The 14,597-nt window shown below is 74.4% G+C and carries 14 protein-coding genes; 11 read left to right on the top strand and 3 right to left on the bottom strand.

Going from position 1 to position 14,597, the window contains the following annotated elements; genetic code table 11:
* The first annotated feature begins 3 nt into the window (after positions 1-3).
* The 5 genes from ACFU7Y_RS08095 to ACFU7Y_RS08115 all read left to right on the top strand — a co-directional run bounded on the left by ACFU7Y_RS08095 (position 4) and on the right by ACFU7Y_RS08115 (position 4,393).
* Positions 4-1,491 (top strand): PLP-dependent aminotransferase family protein, encoded by a 1,488-nt coding sequence (locus ACFU7Y_RS08095; RefSeq protein ID WP_380766848.1) that lies wholly within the window; start codon positions 4-6, stop codon positions 1,489-1,491.
* A gap of 206 nt (positions 1,492-1,697) precedes the next feature.
* Positions 1,698-2,846 carry a glycoside hydrolase family 3 N-terminal domain-containing protein gene (locus tag ACFU7Y_RS08100; RefSeq protein ID WP_224284761.1) on the top strand — a complete coding sequence of 383 codons (1,149 nt, stop codon included), beginning with the start codon at positions 1,698-1,700 and terminating at the stop codon, positions 2,844-2,846.
* Positions 2,847-3,143: 297 nt separating this feature from the next.
* On the top strand, positions 3,144-3,611 hold the full coding sequence (locus tag ACFU7Y_RS08105; RefSeq protein WP_224284760.1) for a hypothetical protein: 468 nt from the start codon (positions 3,144-3,146) through the stop codon (positions 3,609-3,611).
* Between the two features lie 250 nt (positions 3,612-3,861).
* Positions 3,862-4,203: a helix-turn-helix transcriptional regulator gene (locus tag ACFU7Y_RS08110; RefSeq protein WP_224284759.1), complete on the top strand. Its 342-nt coding sequence runs from the start codon at positions 3,862-3,864 to the stop codon at positions 4,201-4,203.
* A 43-nt stretch (positions 4,204-4,246) separates the two neighbouring features.
* A complete protein-coding gene (locus tag ACFU7Y_RS08115) occupies positions 4,247-4,393 on the top strand; it encodes a DUF6126 family protein (RefSeq protein ID WP_224284758.1) in 147 nt (48 codons plus the stop codon).
* Between the two features lie 19 nt (positions 4,394-4,412).
* On the opposite strand, the gene ACFU7Y_RS08120 is transcribed toward ACFU7Y_RS08115, so the two are convergent.
* A complete protein-coding gene (locus tag ACFU7Y_RS08120) occupies positions 4,413-6,920 on the bottom strand; it encodes a cytochrome P450 (protein ID WP_380766852.1) in 2,508 nt (835 codons plus the stop codon).
* 340 nt (positions 6,921-7,260) lie between these two features.
* Here ACFU7Y_RS08120 and ACFU7Y_RS08125 point away from each other — a divergent pair, with 340 nt between their 5' ends.
* The 4 genes from ACFU7Y_RS08125 (at position 7,261) to galE (ending at position 11,183) form a co-directional block, all read left to right on the top strand.
* Positions 7,261-8,025, top strand: coding sequence for a sigma 54 modulation/S30EA ribosomal C-terminal domain-containing protein (locus ACFU7Y_RS08125; RefSeq protein WP_224285080.1), 765 nt, complete (start codon positions 7,261-7,263; stop codon positions 8,023-8,025).
* A 53-nt stretch (positions 8,026-8,078) separates the two neighbouring features.
* On the top strand, positions 8,079-8,540 hold the full coding sequence (locus tag ACFU7Y_RS08130) for a hypothetical protein (RefSeq protein ID WP_380766855.1): 462 nt from the start codon (positions 8,079-8,081) through the stop codon (positions 8,538-8,540).
* 861 nt (positions 8,541-9,401) lie between these two features.
* Positions 9,402-10,037 (top strand): hypothetical protein, encoded by a 636-nt coding sequence (locus ACFU7Y_RS08135; RefSeq protein ID WP_224284866.1) that lies wholly within the window; start codon positions 9,402-9,404, stop codon positions 10,035-10,037.
* A 129-nt stretch (positions 10,038-10,166) separates the two neighbouring features.
* The gene (galE, locus tag ACFU7Y_RS08140) at positions 10,167-11,183 is read left to right on the top strand and encodes a UDP-glucose 4-epimerase GalE (RefSeq protein WP_380766858.1); all 1,017 of its coding nucleotides are present in this window, start codon (positions 10,167-10,169) and stop codon (positions 11,181-11,183) included.
* A 13-nt stretch (positions 11,184-11,196) separates the two neighbouring features.
* Here the strand turns inward: galE and ACFU7Y_RS08145 are convergent, their stop codons facing one another.
* Together ACFU7Y_RS08145 and ACFU7Y_RS08150 are read right to left on the bottom strand one after the other, a co-directional pair.
* The gene (locus tag ACFU7Y_RS08145) at positions 11,197-11,895 is read right to left on the bottom strand and encodes a transglycosylase SLT domain-containing protein (protein ID WP_224284864.1); all 699 of its coding nucleotides are present in this window, start codon (positions 11,893-11,895) and stop codon (positions 11,197-11,199) included.
* Positions 11,896-11,966: 71 nt separating this feature from the next.
* Positions 11,967-12,173, bottom strand: coding sequence for an antitoxin (locus ACFU7Y_RS08150; RefSeq protein ID WP_224284863.1), 207 nt, complete (start codon positions 12,171-12,173; stop codon positions 11,967-11,969).
* 256 nt (positions 12,174-12,429) lie between these two features.
* Between ACFU7Y_RS08150 and ACFU7Y_RS08155 the strand changes: the two genes are divergently transcribed.
* Positions 12,430-13,053, top strand: a complete 624-nt coding sequence (locus ACFU7Y_RS08155; protein WP_380766861.1) for a DUF6542 domain-containing protein — start codon at positions 12,430-12,432, stop codon at positions 13,051-13,053.
* Positions 13,046-14,597 (top strand): LCP family protein (locus ACFU7Y_RS08160; RefSeq protein ID WP_380766863.1); only part of this gene is annotated, 1,552 nt, incomplete at its 3' end. The genes ACFU7Y_RS08155 and ACFU7Y_RS08160, both read left to right, overlap by 8 nt.

Here is a 14,597-nt window from a genome sequence, read left to right on the forward strand (position 1 = left end):
CCGGTGAACAGGTCCAAAGCCGATGCATCCGACCGGTCCAAAGAGACCGGCGCCGACTTCCTCCAGCTCGACACCGCCGACGCCCCGTCCGGCGGCCTCACCGACTGGCTCGCCCGCCGACTGCGCGAGGCGGTCGCCGACGGGCGGCTCCCGGTCGGCAGCCGGCTGCCCGCCAGCCGGGTGCTGGCGGCCGAACTCGGGGTCTCCCGCGGGGTGGTGACCGACGCCTACCAGCGCCTCGCCGAGGAGGGACAGGTCGCCGGCCGCGGGCGGGGCGGCACGGTCGTGGTCGCGGCCCCTGCCGTACCGGGAGAGGCGCCCGTGACGGAACCGCCCCGCCCGGCACCCGCCCTGTTCCGGGACGATCCCGAACCCGAGGTCTTCGACCTGCTGCGCGGTACCCCTGCCCGGATCGACCTCACCCCCGGCGTGCCCGACCTCGCGGCCTTCCCCCGCGCCGCCTGGCTGCGCGCCGAACGGGCCGTCCTCGACGGCCTCGCCGCATCCGACCTCGGCTACGGCGACGTGCGCGGCACCCCGGCCCTGCGCCGGGCCGTCGCCCACTGGCTGGCCCGCAACCGGGGCATCCGCGCCGACCCGGACGAGGTGCTGATCGTCGCCGGCACGGCCCAGGCCCTGGCCCTGCTCGGCCGTGCCCTCGGCCGGGCGGGAATCAACGAGGTCGCGGTCGAGGACCCGGGCTCACTCGGCGCCCGGCAGCACCTCGCCCACTGGCTCGCCGCCACCCCGCCCGTCCCGGTCGACGGCGAGGGCGTCCGGGTCGACGCGCTGCGTGCCACCGGTGCCCCGGCCGTCCTGCTCACCCCCGCCCACCAGTATCCGACCGGCGTCGTCCTCGGCGGCGACCGACGGCGTGAGCTGCTGCGCTGGGCGGGCGAGGGCGGCCTGGTCATCGAGGACGACTACGACGCCGAGCACCGCTACGACCGCCCGCCCGTCCCGGCCCTGCGGGCCGCCCTGCCGGACCGGGTCTGTTACGCGGGCAGCATCTCCAAGCTGCTCGCCCCGGCGCTGCGCACGGGCTGGCTGCTGGTCCCGGCCCGGCTGCGGGATGCCGTCCTGGACGCCAAGCGTTTCGCCGACCTCGGCAACCCGGTGCTGCCCCAGCTGGTCCTCGCCCGGCTGATGGAGTCCGGCGACCTCGACCGCCACCTGCGGCTGCTGCGCCGCCGGCACCGCCGCCGCCGGGACGCGATGATCACCGCCATCCGCACCCACCTGCCGGGAGCCACCGTGCACGGCGCGGCGGCGGGCCTCCACCTCATGCTGACGCTGCCGGAGGAACCCGGCCGCACCGACACCGAGTTGGCCGCCGCCGCACTGGCCGAGGGGGTCAAGGTGCAGCCGTTGTCCTGGCACGCCCGGCTCCCGTACCAGCCCGGGCTGGTCCTCGGCTACGCGGCGGGCTCGGTGGCCGAGATCGCCGAGGGCCTGGCCGTCCTGGGCCGCCTGGTCCGCCGTTCGCCCTGAGGCGTGTGCCGGGTCCAGCCGGCGCGCCTCGCCGGTGGCGGGTGCCGGGCCCGCGCGTCGCGGCCGCGGGCGGCGCGGAGTGTGGCCGCCGTGACCTTCTGTGGTGCAAAGTCGGACCGCCGGATGAATCTGGTGCAGGGGGAGTGCAGAGTCACGCCCCTGGGTATGTTGACATGCCGAAGTCAAATGACGACCCGGGAGGCGTGATGGCCCCGTTCCGAAGTGTCGCCCAGTTCGGGGTGGTGCTGGCCGTCATGGGGGCCGCGCTCGGGCCGGTGCCGCTCGGCTCGCCCGCCCCGCCGCACGGTGCCCCGAGCGAGAGGAGCGCGGCGATGGCCGGCCAGGAGCAGGAGGACTCCCGGGTGCTCGCCGGGCGGCGCATCGTCCTGTCGTACTCCGGTCCGACACCGCCGGCCGGGGTGCTCCGGACGCTCCGGGAGGGGCGGGCAGCCGGGGTGATCCTGTTCGGCGAGAACGTCACCAGCCCGGAGCAACTCGCCGAGGCGGTCGCCGAGTTGAAGCAGGCAGCGGCCGAGGCGCCGCATCCACGCACCCTGCTGCTGATGACCGACCAGGAGGGCGGCAAGGTCCGCCGGCTGCCCGGTGCGCCCGAACTCTCCGCCCGCCGCGTCGGACTGGCGGCGGACCCGGTCGCCGCGGCGACGGACTCCGGGGCCGGCGCCGCCCGGACCCTCGCCGACGCCGGGCTGAACCTCAACCTCGCCCCGGTGCTCGACGTCTACGACAAGCCGGACAACTTCATCGACCACCCCGAACGCTCCTACGGCCAGGACCCTGCCACGGTGGCGCAGCTGGGCAGTGCCTTCCTCACCGCCCAACAGGGTCTCGGCGTGGCCGCGACCGCCAAGCACTTCCCCGGTCTCGGGGCCGCGCCCCGGGGTGCGAACACCGACGAGCGCCCGGTCACCCTGAACGTCCCGCTGTCGCAGCTCCGTGCCCGCGGCGAGGCCCCGTACCGGGCCGCCATCGCGGCGGGCGTGCGGCTGGTGATGACCTCCTGGGCGGTCTACCCGGCGCTGGACCCGGACCGCCCGGCCGGGTTCTCGCCCGCGATCGTCCAGGGCGAGCTGCGCGGCCGGCTCGGTTTCCAGGGCGTGACCGTCACCGACGCCCTGGAGGCCGAGGCGCTCGCCCCGTACGGCGGTGCCGGCGACCGTGCGCTGGCCGCCGCCCAGGCGGGGATGGACCTGCTGCTCTGCTCCGCCCGGGACCCGCAGCAGGCCGAGGACGCCACCGAGGCGCTGGCCGCCGCCCTGGACGACGGCCGCCTGGACCGGCACGCCTTCGCCGACGCGGTGGCCCGGGTCGACGCCCTGCGGGGCTCACTGGGCTGAGCCGCGGCGGCCTGCCGGCGCCTCCGGCAGCGGCGCCGCGGGCGCGTCCGGGCGGTGGTTCGGGTGCGGTTCACCCGGGCTCAACTCGGGCGTTGCCTGAGAAGGTGGACCCGTTCGGCTCTTCGAGGGTGATTGCGCCATTGAGGATCTGGTTTCGGACGAGGGTTCGGTTCGAAGGCCAAATCGGGGTCAGAGCATCGGAATCGCATGGCAAAGTTCCTGTCGTGCGCCTGTGAAATGTCATATGTGCCACATCACCTGTCCCTGTCCGTCCTCGTTCCCTTCAAGGAGGAACCCATGAACCGGATCACCCGGATCGCCGCCGGCGCCGTCGGCGCCGCCGCCCTGCTCTCGGCCCCCGTCCCCGCGTTCGCCGCGGCCCCGGCCGCTGCCACCACCGCCACCACCGTCACCACCTGCGGGTACCAGAGCCTCCAGGCCGGCCTGGCCACCTATGCCTGCGCCGACGTGACCGGTGACAGCGTCGCGATCTACGGGAAGATCGGCCTGGCCGGCCCGCCGTCCCCGGGCACCCCGTGGCCGCCGGCGCCGAAGGAGCTGGTGACCCACCTGTCGGCCAACGTGGCCGGTGGGGCTTCGCTCGGCACGGTGAGCGGCCGCACCGTGTTCCAGGTGTCCACGGTGCGGGTCGACGGCATCTCGGCCACCGTGCCGTGCGGGTCGACCGTGCACGTGTCCTTCGACGTCGAGGGGTTCTGGAGCGGCCAGGTGCCGGCCACGGTGGATGTGCCTGTAGTCTGCTGACGACACGTCATCGTGACTGCCGGGCCCGGGAGTTGGCAGCATCCCGGGCCCGGCGTACGCATGCCCCGGCCGGGGTGCGACCGCACGGCGGATCGCCCGGCCGGGGCATGCCGGGTTTCGGCGCGCCGAGGCGACGCACTGTGACGACTTGAAGAAATCTTCATCTGTCGCGATGATGCCTACCGGCCGCGGCATCGATCCCCGCCCGGCCGGACGACCATCGAGCCGGACCAGAGGGAGAGAGCGGACGATGCCGGTACCGCTGTACCAGGCCAAGGCGGAGTTCTTCCGCACCCTCGGCCACCCCGTGCGGATCCGGGTCCTGGAGCTGCTCCAGGACGGCCCCCGGCCGGTGCGCGAGCTGCTGGCGGAGATCGAGGTCGAGCCGTCCAACCTCTCCCAGCAGCTCGCGGTGCTGCGCCGCACCCAGCTGGTCACGGCGACCCGCGAGGGCAACACCGTGGTGTACGCGCTCAGCACTCCGGACGTCGCCGAGCTGCTGTGCGCGGCCCGGCGGATCCTGACCGAACTGATCACCGACCAGGGCGCGCTGCTCACCGAGCTGCGCGCCTCCGGCGGTCGGTCCCGCTGAGCCGCGCCCGGCCCGTCCGCCCGATCCGAGGAGAAGCACCACCATGAGCGAGAGCACGAGCGACGACGGTACGAGCGAGGAGAAGCGGCGCCGCAAGGCGATGCTGATCCGCGCGGGCATCTACATCTTCGCCACGCACCTGTTCGCCGGTTTCGTGCTGCTGCTGTTCGCGCTCGGCGGCCGGAAGTAGCGCGGCAAGGACGGGCGGCTCACCGGCGCGGCCCGCGGTCCGGCACCAGGTAGCGATCGCTGGTGCTGGTCCAGGCCTGCACGCCGGCGACCAGCTCCCTGGTGCCGTCCAGGTACCAGCGCCCGGCCGGGTGGCGGTGCAGCAGTTCGCGGCGCAGTTCCTCGCTCTCCTGCCGCAGCCGCACCACCCGGGTGCGCACCGCGTGGACCGCCCGGCCGCGGGTGCAGCCGTGGGCCCGCTGGAGGGTGAGAACGGTGTTGAACGCGGCCCCGGCCTGCCGCTCCTCGCGCTTCAGTGAGTAGAGGTCGTTGATCAGTGTGGCGGCGTCGGCGGTGTTGGCGCGCAGCCGGTGCAGCGCGGGCTCCGCGTGCATCGCGGCCGGGGCGTCGGCGCCGTGGACCCGTTCCAGTATGTTCATGAACGGGTAGAGGCAACTGCCGTGGCGGCGCAGCCGCATGGTGTCGGTCAGGTCGAGGCCGAGGGCGGGCACGGTGCCACGGGAGCGGTGGTCGGCCTCGGCGGGGAAGGTGGCCAGGCAGGCCCGCCACTCCCGGGCCGCCCGGGCGCGCCACTCGGGGGACATCGACGCGGTCTGCCGCTTCCACAACTCCCGCCAGGAGAGCAGGAGTCGGCTTTCGGAGGGGATCGTGCCGCGGGCTCCGTCGAGGACCGCGATCAGCGGGTCGACCAGGGCGCGGGCCTCGGCGGGGTGGCGGCCGGGCGAGCCGTCGAAGCAGTCGTCCAGGATGGTGAACCAGCCCAGCACGTCCACCAGGAGGTCGAGTTCGGCGCCCCGGGCGCGGGGGAAGGCGTGGCCGATCAGCTCGTGCAGCGCGTAGGCGCGGTAGCGGGGCAGCTCCGCCGGGGTGAGCAGGCCGCGGCGGAGCGCCCAGTCGGCGTGCCGGTCGGCGGCGAGGCGCAGGTCACGGGGCGGGCGGGGGCCCGCCTCGGCGGTGGCGGCCGGGGGGGCCGCGGGGGCGGTCGCGCCGGTGGCGCCGGTGAACGGGCACCGGCCCGGCGGCGGCTCGGCGGGCGAGGAGGGTGCTGTGCCCTCCGGTGAGGAGGTGGCATCGCCCTCGCGGGAGGCCGCCGCGGCGCCGCCGCGCGGGGAGCGCGCGCCGCGCGGCGCGAGCCGCACCCGCAGACCCTGCGCCTGGACCGTCGTCCACACCACCTCGCGGGCCCGGGCGCCCGGCACCGCCACCGGCCGCCAGCGGCGCAGGATCGTCGCGGCCGCGACGGTCAGCTCCGCCCACGCGAAGGCCTCGCCGATGCACTTGTGCTTGCCCGCCCCGAACGGCAGGAAGGACGGCCTCCCGGTGCCGCCGCCGTCCTGCCAGCGTTCGGGCCGGAAGCTCATCGGCTCCGGGTAGCGCACCGGGTCGCGGTGCAGCGCGGTGAGGCTGTACAGCAGCTCGGTGCCGGCCGGAATGCGGTACGGGCCGAGCTCGACCGGCACCTGGGCAGTGCGCATCAGGAAGGCGTTCGGCGCGTGCAGCCGCACCACCTCCTGGGTGACGCTGCGGGTGTAGGTGAGCCGGGCCAGCGCCTCGGGGGTGGGGACGCTGCCCGCGGGCAGGTGCTCGTCCAGCTCGGCGAGGATCCGGGCCTCCACCTCGGGGTGGCGCAGCAGCTCGTCCAGCAGCCAGGTGAGCGTGGTGGAGACGGTCTCGGTGCCCGCGCCGAACATGGTGATCGCCTCGGACCGCACGTCCGCCTCGGTGAGCGGGCACCCGGTGCCCGGGTCGGTCGCGGCGCGCAGCAGGGCGGGCAGGGTGCGCCGGCCCTCCTCGGCGGTCGCGGTCGCGGTGCGGCCGTTGACGGCCTGGTCGACCACCCGGTTGAGGACCCGCACGGCGTCGTCGAAGCGCCGGTTGACGGGCAGCGGCAGCCGGGCGAGCGCCGGGTTCGGGTAGAGGGACTGGACGATCTGGCCCTTCACCAGGTCAGGCAGGGCCCGATGGAAGGCGACGGTGGCGTCCTCGCTGAGCCGGGCGTCGAAGAGCGAACGGGTGACGATCTCCAGTGCCAGATGGTTCATCTCCTTGGCCACGTCGAGGACTTGGCCGGGGCGCCAGCGTCCGGCCCGTTCCTCGGCGACCTGCTGCATCACGGCCAGGTACTCGCCCATCCGGTCCGGACCGAAGGCGGGCTGGATGATCCGGCGGCGGTCGCGGTGGGCCTGGCCCTCGGACATCAGCAGGCCGTCGCCGAAGGCCGTCCTGAGGGTGTCCTGGACGGCGCCGCGCGGGCAGTCGTGGGCCAGCGCGACGAGCAGGGTGTGGACCAGTCGGGCGTCGGTGACCACACAGACGGTGCGCGGTCCCAGCCGGATGCGGACCACCCCGCCGTGGCGGGCGAGGGAACCGAGGAAGCCGAGCGGGTCACGCAGCAGGGCGCCGGCGTGTCCGAGACCGGGCACGGCGCCGGGGGCCGGCGGGGGGACGGCGGCGCGGGCCAGCGGGGACGGACCGCGGGTGGCTCTCGGGGGGACGATCAGCTTCCGCGTTTCGGTCAGCAGGGACATGACACTACCTCTCACCAGAGTGGCCGGTGCGGGCGATGCCGGGTGGCAGCGGCGGGCCGGCCGGGAGGCGGGGGACCGCCCAGCGCGGGCCCCGCGCGCGCCCCCGGCGGGAGGGCGCACGTTTGGCAAACGCGCCGGTTTCCCGAGCGTTGCGCCGAATGTGCGGAGATCACTCCAACGGCCGATTGGATCGACCCTTTCGTGCGTGCTCGAAGATCGGTGTTGACCTGCACGGATGCGTCCGTCCGGGTGATCAGGGGCCTGCTCACAGGCAGGGTCTTTGGACCCTCGCCGCACGGGCGTGCGAGGGACAGCATGGTTGCGAAGAAGGAGGAACCTGATGACCCGTCTGCGCCACCGGCCGGCCCTCGACGTCCGGGTGGAGATCCGCGGCGAGCTGCCGCACGAGGACGCCGAGTACGCCCGGGCCCGGGCGCTGGACACCGCCACGGTGCTCGGACCCGACGCCCACGCGCTGCGACTGCGGCTGACCCGCTCGCGCGACCGGTCGGTGACCCGGCCCGCGCTGGCCCAGGCGGACGTCGAGCTGGCGGACGTCGGCCCGGTCCGGGTTCAGCTCGCGACCGGTACCGCGCGGGACTCCGTCGACCTGGTGCTCGGCACGCTGGCCGGCCGGGCCGGCCGACTGCGCGAGCAGGGCGACATCGGCTTCGCCTCCGCCTACGAGAGCGCCTACCGCCCGCAGTTCGCCGACCGTCCGCTCGCCCAGCGGCGGATCGCCCGGCACAAGGCGGTCGTGCTTGCCCGCCGCACCCCCGAGCAGGCCGCGCTCGAACTGTTCGCCCTCGACCGGCGGTTCCACCTCTTCGCGGACGCCGCGACCGGGCGCGACAGCCTGGTCCACCGCTGCTCGCCGAGCGGCACGGTGGAGCTGCGCTCCGTCGGCACCGGCGCGGTGCCGACGCTCGACCTCGCCGAGGCGGCCCGCCTGCTCTGGATCACCGGCCGCCCGTTCGTCGACCACACCGACCCCGGTGACGGCCGGGCGCGGGTGCTCTACCGCCGCTTCGACGGCCACTACGGCCTGATAGCGCCGGTATCGGACGGCCGAATCGGGGCAGGAACCGTGTCGGCACGGGACTGACACCACGGCGAGACGACCACACCACGACATCTCCACGACAAGGGGCCGGGACCATGGACTGCGACGAGGTCATGCTGACCGTCCGGATCACCGCCGCCGAGCGCGCGCTGCTGCGTGACCTCGCGCGCGGGTACGGCGGCGACGTCTCGGGCGTGGCGGTGGACGGGCTGCTGGAGGTCATCCCCGCGCTGCACGACGACGCGTGCGTCCTGCCGCTGCTGCGCGTTCTGGCCAGACCGGCGCCCTTCGCGCTCACCCTGTGGCTGCCCGCCCCAGTCGCGGACCTGCTGCCGCTGCTCGGCGAGCGGCTCGTGCGGACCGGCGGTCCCGCGGTCGGCCCGGCCAGCGCCGCGCTCTCGGCGGCCCTGCGGCTCTGGCTCGCCGGGGACCGGCGCGCCCTCGTGGCCGGACTGGCCCGGTTGCATGGGGGTTGTGGCGCCGGCTCCGTGACGGCGGTGCGGTCCGAGGTGGGTGCGGCGGCCTTCGGGGTGGAAACGGTGAGGGTCGCGGCCTGATCCTCCGCTCGTTCTGACGATGCGTCACACATCAAGGGGCAATGGCATGTCCGGGGCGGAAAATCTCCTGGTCAGGGCACTGGTCAGCATCCGCCGGCGGGTCTAGCATTCCGTCACGGCCGACGGAGTCACACGCCCCGGGACTCCGGCCGGGTGGCCGCCACCACCCCTGCCGGGGAGCGCACATCCCCCGAGTGCGCTCCCCGGCTCCGCCCTGCCCGGGGCCGCCCTGCCCGGGACGGTTCCGGCGCCCCCGGCCACCGTCAGGTCGAACCGTCCCGGGAATTCCGCAAGAGGTTTCTGTTATTCCCGGTCGTCCCTTCCGCTCTCCGGAGTGTAGGAAGGCCCGAGCCCCTCATGCCACGGGCCGCGGGTCGTCGTACGAGGAGAGGGACGCGATGGGGCACCGCGGCGGGCGCCGCAGGCTCACCCGCGGGAGCGCCCTGGGTGGGAGCACGGGCTCGCCGGCCGGGGCGGTCGGGAAGGACGGGTCGGGGGCACCGGCGGACCGGCACCGCCACCGGGCCCCGGGGCGTCCGGCCGGCCCGGTCGCCCCGCCGCCCACGGCGGTCGGCTGCCGGAGCCGCAACAGCCGACCGGCGGGCCCTGTCGGAACCGGTCGCCGGTGAAGGTCTGGTGAGCCGTTCGGGGTAAGGCTGTTCCTGTGAGTCCGTGAAACCGGTCGGCCCGTACGCCGGCCGAACCCTTCGACCCGAGCCGCCGTCGCCCGCGGGCCCCAACACCCGCAGGCCCGGAGGTCCGTCGCGCCGGGAACGGCCGCCGCCCACCCGGTGGCGGTCGTTCCCGGCGCAGGCCGTTCCCCGCGTCCCTGCCCCCACACCGCCCCGAGGACCCTCCCGCATGCGAACCCGCCCCCACCTCGCCGCCCTCGCCCTCGCCGCCGCGGCCCTGCTGTGCGCCGCCGCACCCGCCGTCGCGCACGGCGACAGCGTCCATCTGGACGTCACCGGCCAGCAGAACGGCCGCGTCAGCACCGTCGCCACCTGGGAGGACGACCACGACCCGGTGACCGGCGAGTTCGCCGGCACGCTCTCGGCGACGGCCTCCGACGGCCGCACCGTCGGCCCCTGGCGCCTGGTCACCGCCCCCGGCCACCCGGGGACGTACACCACCCGGGAGATCCTTCCCACCGGGCACTGGCGGGTGACGGTGGACTGTGCCTTCCCCGCCCCGGGGCGCGGGGAGCGCGAGCTCGACGTCGACACCGTCGTGGTCACCGACCCGGCGTCTCCGGGGACGGGAGGCCCGGCGCTGTCCGAAACCGCACCGCGGTCCGCCGAGGTGACCTCTGCCCCGCTCCGGGAGACCCGCCCGGCGACGGGGACCACGGCCGCCCCTGTCTCCGCCCGGGAGGCCTCGCCCGGCCCCGTCCACGCGACCACCTCCGACGCCACCACCTGGGCGGCCATCGGCACCGCCTGCGCGGCCGTCGTCCTGGTCGCCACCGGGCTCTGGCTGCGCCGCCACCGAGGCTGAGCCGCCCGGTACCGTCCGCCCGGTTCGCGGGGACGACCCGGTCGCGGAACCGGCCGGGTGCGGGCCGACGTCTCTTCCGGTCACCGAGCGCCACCGGGCGCCCGGACGATCGCGAGGGAGCATCCGCGCATGAAGAAGGTCCTGATCACCGGTGGTGCGGGATTCATCGGCAGCACCGTGGCCTCCGCCCTGCTCGACCGGGGGATCACCCCGGTCGTGCTGGACGACCTCTCCCGGGGGCGGGCCGAGTTCGTCGCGGACCGGGTCTTCTACCGGGGCGACATCGCCGACGCCGCCCTGCTCGACCGGATCTTCGCCGAGCATCCCGACATCGATGCCACCGTCCACTGCGCCGCGAAGATCGTCGTACCCGAGTCGGTGGCCAAGCCGCTGTACTACTACCGGGAGAACGTGGCCAAGACCGTCGAACTCCTGGAGGCCCTCCAGCGCCACGGCTGCACCCGGGTCGTCTTCAGCAGCTCCGCCTCGATCTACGCCCCCACCCCCGACGCCCGGGTGGACGAGAGCAGCCCGGTCGACGCCGGCAGCCCGTACGCGCGCACCAAGCAGATGATGGAGCAGGTCCTCCAGGACTGGACCCGGGGTGAGGGCGCCGGGCGGCAGCGCGTCATCGCCCTGCGCTACTTCAACCCGATCGGTGCCGACCCGCAGCTGCGCACCGGCCTCCAGGACCTCCACCCCACCCACGCCCTCGGCAAGCTGATCGAGGCGCACACCACCGGCACCCCGTTCACCGTGACCGGCACCGACTGGGCCACCCGCGACGGCTCCGGCATCCGCGACTACGTCCACGTCCAGGACCTCGCCGAGGCGCACGTCGCGGCGCTGCTCCGGTTCGACGAGGTGATCGCCCCGGGCGTGGCGGACCGCTACCGGGTGATCAACGTCGGCACCGGCGACGGGACCACCGTGCGGGAGCTGATCGCCGCCTTCGAACAGGCCGTCGGCACCAGTCTCGAAGTGCGGGAGGCGGGGCCGCGGCCCGGGGACGTGATCGGCTGCTACGCCGTCGTGGACACCGCGCGGGACCTGCTCGGCTGGCAGCCGCGGCGCGGCCTGGCCGAGGGGGTCGCCGACGCGCTGGCCTGGCGGAGGATCTGGTCCGCCCGGCTCGGCGTCAGCTGACCGCCGGGAGGCGCTACTTGACGGCCTCACCGGACTTCGACCAGTTGTCGCGCAGCCGGTCGAGGTAGGACTGTGCCTGGGAGCCGATCTTGACGCCCCGGGCGAAGGCCAGCATGTTGCCCGCGCCCGCGTTGTAGCCGAGGGCGACCAGTTCGTCCCGGCTGAGTGACACGCCCAAGCGCGCGGGCAGTTGCGCGGCGAGGTCGTGCAGGTGCCAGGCGGCCGCCTGGACGGCCAGGTTCCGGTCGTCCGGGAGCTCCTCCCACTGCCGGGAGGCGAAGGGGCGGCCGGGCTTGGTGTCGTCGAAGGCGGCCCGGTGCATGTTGGCGATGCCGAACGAGGCGTCCGGCTTGTTGCGCTGCCAGGCCCGTTCGAGCTCGGGGTCGTGCGGCTTGTACGACTCGTTGTAGAGGATGGCCATCAGCAGCTGCGGGTTGACTCCGGCCTCGGCGGCGTACTGGCGCACCGGCGCCGCGTAGTCGGCCGGCTCGTACGGGCCCGAGGGCTTCGAGGGCTTCGGCGGTTGCGCGGAGGAGCCGGCCGACGGCGCGGCGCCCGGGGAGGGGCCGGACGGGGCGGTGGCGGTCGGGGAGGGGTCGGCGGAGGCCGCGCCGTCGTGGCCGGTGCCGCGGACGAGACCCAGTCCGGCCACCACCACGACACCGATGACCAGCCAGCGCCCCAGGCCGGACCCCTTCTTCTCCTCGCTCACCGCTGCAGCCCCTCCCCGTTCGCCCGTGCGCTCGTTCGACCGCCGTGCGACTGATCGTGCCCTGCGGCAGGTTACTCGGCGGGCTTCCGGTCGCCGTCGAGGTTGCGCAGGAAGTCCTTCGCCTTCTCGACGCCGGTGTCGATCTGCCCGCTGTACTTGCCGTCCGTGCGGTCGTCGATCGCGTCGCCGACCTTGTCCAGGCCCTGCCCGATCACGTCGCCGTGCTCGCGGGCGAGGTCGGTGGCCTTGTCCGCGATGTTCTTCAGACTCTCAAACATGGTGACGCTCTGCTCCTCTGATGCGTTCCTGATGGTGTGCCGACGTGGCGGGGATCATGACCATCCTAACGACGGGCCACCGGACGGTCCGTCGCTGCCGGGTGGCGGCGGATGACTTTGCTGAAATGGGTTTGTAGGCTCCGGACCATCTTCTACAGCGATGTAGAGGTTTGATCCCCGCCAGGACCGATGGCGTCCTGGCACGCGCGGCGGTGCGATCGCGCCGCCGCAGCCGCAACGATCGAGGGAAGTGCGCATGGCCGGTCAGCGGGCGAGAACGCCGTACCAGGACGCGGGACCGCGCACCGAGGACCGTGCCCTGCCCGCCCAGCGCTCCCGGCCGGTCGGCGCGGGAGCCGCGGACGCGCCCGGGAACGTCACGGGCACCGGGGTGCCCCGGCAGGTCCGGGCGCCGCGCCCCGGGGCCGCCCGCCGTCGCCAGCAGGCGCGCCGGCGCTGCGGGGCGGCGGCCGCGCTCTCGGCGGTCGGGCTGCCACTGCTCGGGGCGGTCGCGGACGAACTCGACGGGCCGGGCGTCGGCCTCCTCTTCGCGGTGGGCTCGGTGCTCGGAACGGCGGCCGCGGCGGTGCTGTGCAGCCGGGCGGGCCGGTGGTGGGTGGTCACGGCCGCCCCGGTCGTGGTGCTGCTCACCGCCTCGGGCGTCGAGTACCTGGCGCACCCCGGGAACTACCAGGGGAAGAACCTCGGTACCGGCGTGCTGCGCTGGGTGGTCGGGGCGTTCCCGGTGATGGCCGCGGCCGTGGCGGTGGCGCTCGTGGTGTTCGTGGTCCGCGCCGTGGCGGCCCGCCGCCAGGCGGTGCCGGAGCGCCGACGAACCGGCAGGACGCCTGCCCCGGCCGAAAGGAGCCGCCGTGGCTGAGCGCGGCAACAGCCGTACCGGTGTCCGCGGTCAGCGCGGCCACGTCCCGCGCCGCGGCGCCGCCCCGCTGACCGTCGCCGGGCGCACCCTGGCCTGCACCGTCTCGGCCACCGTGCTCTGCGCCAGCGGCTTCACCTGGTTCGAGTACCGCAGCCTGGACGACGGCGTGATCAAGTCCACCGCTCTGAGCGAGGCCAGGAAGAACGCCCCGCCGCACCTCGACAAGTCCGTCAACCTGCTGCTGATCGGCCTGGACAGCCGCAAGGACATGGACGGCAACGCCCTGCCCAAACAGTTCGTGGAGGCCGAACTGCACGCCGGCTCCAGCGAGATCGGCGGGTACAACACCAACGCCCTGATCGTGCTGCACATCCCGGCCGGCGGCGGCAGGGTCTCCGCGCTCTCCGTGCCGCGCGACGACTACGTGCAGACCGTCGGTGCGGACGGGAAGATGCACAAGATCAAGGAGGCGTACGGCATCGCCAAGGTGGCCGCCGAGCAGAAACTCGCGGGCAAGGGGCTCTCCAGGGCGGAGCTGGAACGGCAGAGCCGCGAGGCCGGCCGCTCGGCCACCATCCAGACCGTGCAGAGCCTCCTGGACATCCCGATCGACCACTTCGCGGAGGTGAACCTGATCGGCTTCTACGACATCGCCAAGGCGGTGGAGCCGATCCAGGTCTGCCTCAACCACCCGGTGGACGATCCGATCACCGCCCGGACCGCCACCCACGAGGGCGGCGGCACCGGCCTCAGGCTCCCGGCCGGGATCAACTCCCTGAACGCCGCGCAGGCGCTCTCGTTCGTCCGCCAGCGCCACCACCTCACCAACGGCGACCTCGACCGCACCCACCGGCAGCAGGCGTTCCTCTCCTCCGTCGAGTACAAGCTCAAGCAGCAGGGCATCCTGAACGACTTCGGGCAGATGCAGAAGCTCTTCGCGGTGGTGAAGAAGGACGTGGTGATCGACAACGAGTGGAACATCCTCGACTTCGCCCAGCAGACGCCCAACCTGACCGGCGGCAACGTGGAGTTCAACACCCTGCCGATCAGCGGGTTCAAGACGGTCGGCGGGCAGCAGGTCAACACCGTCAACCCGGACCTGATCAGGAAGATCGTCCGGCAGCTCTTCAACCACGAGCCGGTGGCCGTTCCGACCACCACGCCCGGGGACGCGCCGGGCGAACCGGATCCGTCGCCCTCCGCCACACCGAGCGTGGCGGCCAAGGCGGTGGTCGACGTCAACGCGGCCGCGGGGGCGGGCGCGGCGGCCAACGAGTCCAGGGCGCTGGCCGAACTCGGCTACCAGGCGGGCCGGTTCGGCGACGCCGCGGCCAGGACCCGGGCCACCACGGTCGCGTACGGGTCCGGGGCCAAGGCGGACGCACAGCAGCTCGCCGCCCGCTACGGGGTGAACGCGTTCTTCTCGACGACGGTCCCCGCGGGCCGCATCCTGCTCACCCTCGCCGTCTCCCGCTCCCCGAGCCCGACGGCCGTGCCGTCGACCGCCGTGCCGTCAGCCGCCGTGTCGTCGGCCGCCGCCACGG

It is taken from the genome of Kitasatospora sp. NPDC057542, assembly GCF_042801945.1.
GTDB lineage: Bacteria > Actinomycetota > Actinomycetes > Streptomycetales > Streptomycetaceae > Kitasatospora.

Coding starts and splice junctions, on each gene's coding strand:
- ACFU7Y_RS08150 (WP_224284863.1), bottom strand. CDS start 12,173: ATGTTTGAGAGTCTGAAGAACATCGCGGACAAGGCCACCGACCTCGCC.
- ACFU7Y_RS08155 (WP_380766861.1), top strand. CDS start 12,430: ATGGCCGGTCAGCGGGCGAGAACGCCGTACCAGGACGCGGGACCGCGC.
- ACFU7Y_RS08120 (WP_380766852.1), bottom strand. CDS start 6,920: ATGTCCCTGCTGACCGAAACGCGGAAGCTGATCGTCCCCCCGAGAGCC.
- ACFU7Y_RS08100 (WP_224284761.1), top strand. CDS start 1,698: ATGGCCCCGTTCCGAAGTGTCGCCCAGTTCGGGGTGGTGCTGGCCGTC.
- ACFU7Y_RS08115 (WP_224284758.1), top strand. CDS start 4,247: ATGAGCGAGAGCACGAGCGACGACGGTACGAGCGAGGAGAAGCGGCGC.
- ACFU7Y_RS08105 (WP_224284760.1), top strand. CDS start 3,144: ATGAACCGGATCACCCGGATCGCCGCCGGCGCCGTCGGCGCCGCCGCC.
- ACFU7Y_RS08135 (WP_224284866.1), top strand. CDS start 9,402: ATGCGAACCCGCCCCCACCTCGCCGCCCTCGCCCTCGCCGCCGCGGCC.
- ACFU7Y_RS08110 (WP_224284759.1), top strand. CDS start 3,862: ATGCCGGTACCGCTGTACCAGGCCAAGGCGGAGTTCTTCCGCACCCTC.
- galE (WP_380766858.1), top strand. CDS start 10,167: ATGAAGAAGGTCCTGATCACCGGTGGTGCGGGATTCATCGGCAGCACC.
- ACFU7Y_RS08130 (WP_380766855.1), top strand. CDS start 8,079: ATGGACTGCGACGAGGTCATGCTGACCGTCCGGATCACCGCCGCCGAG.
- ACFU7Y_RS08125 (WP_224285080.1), top strand. CDS start 7,261: ATGACCCGTCTGCGCCACCGGCCGGCCCTCGACGTCCGGGTGGAGATC.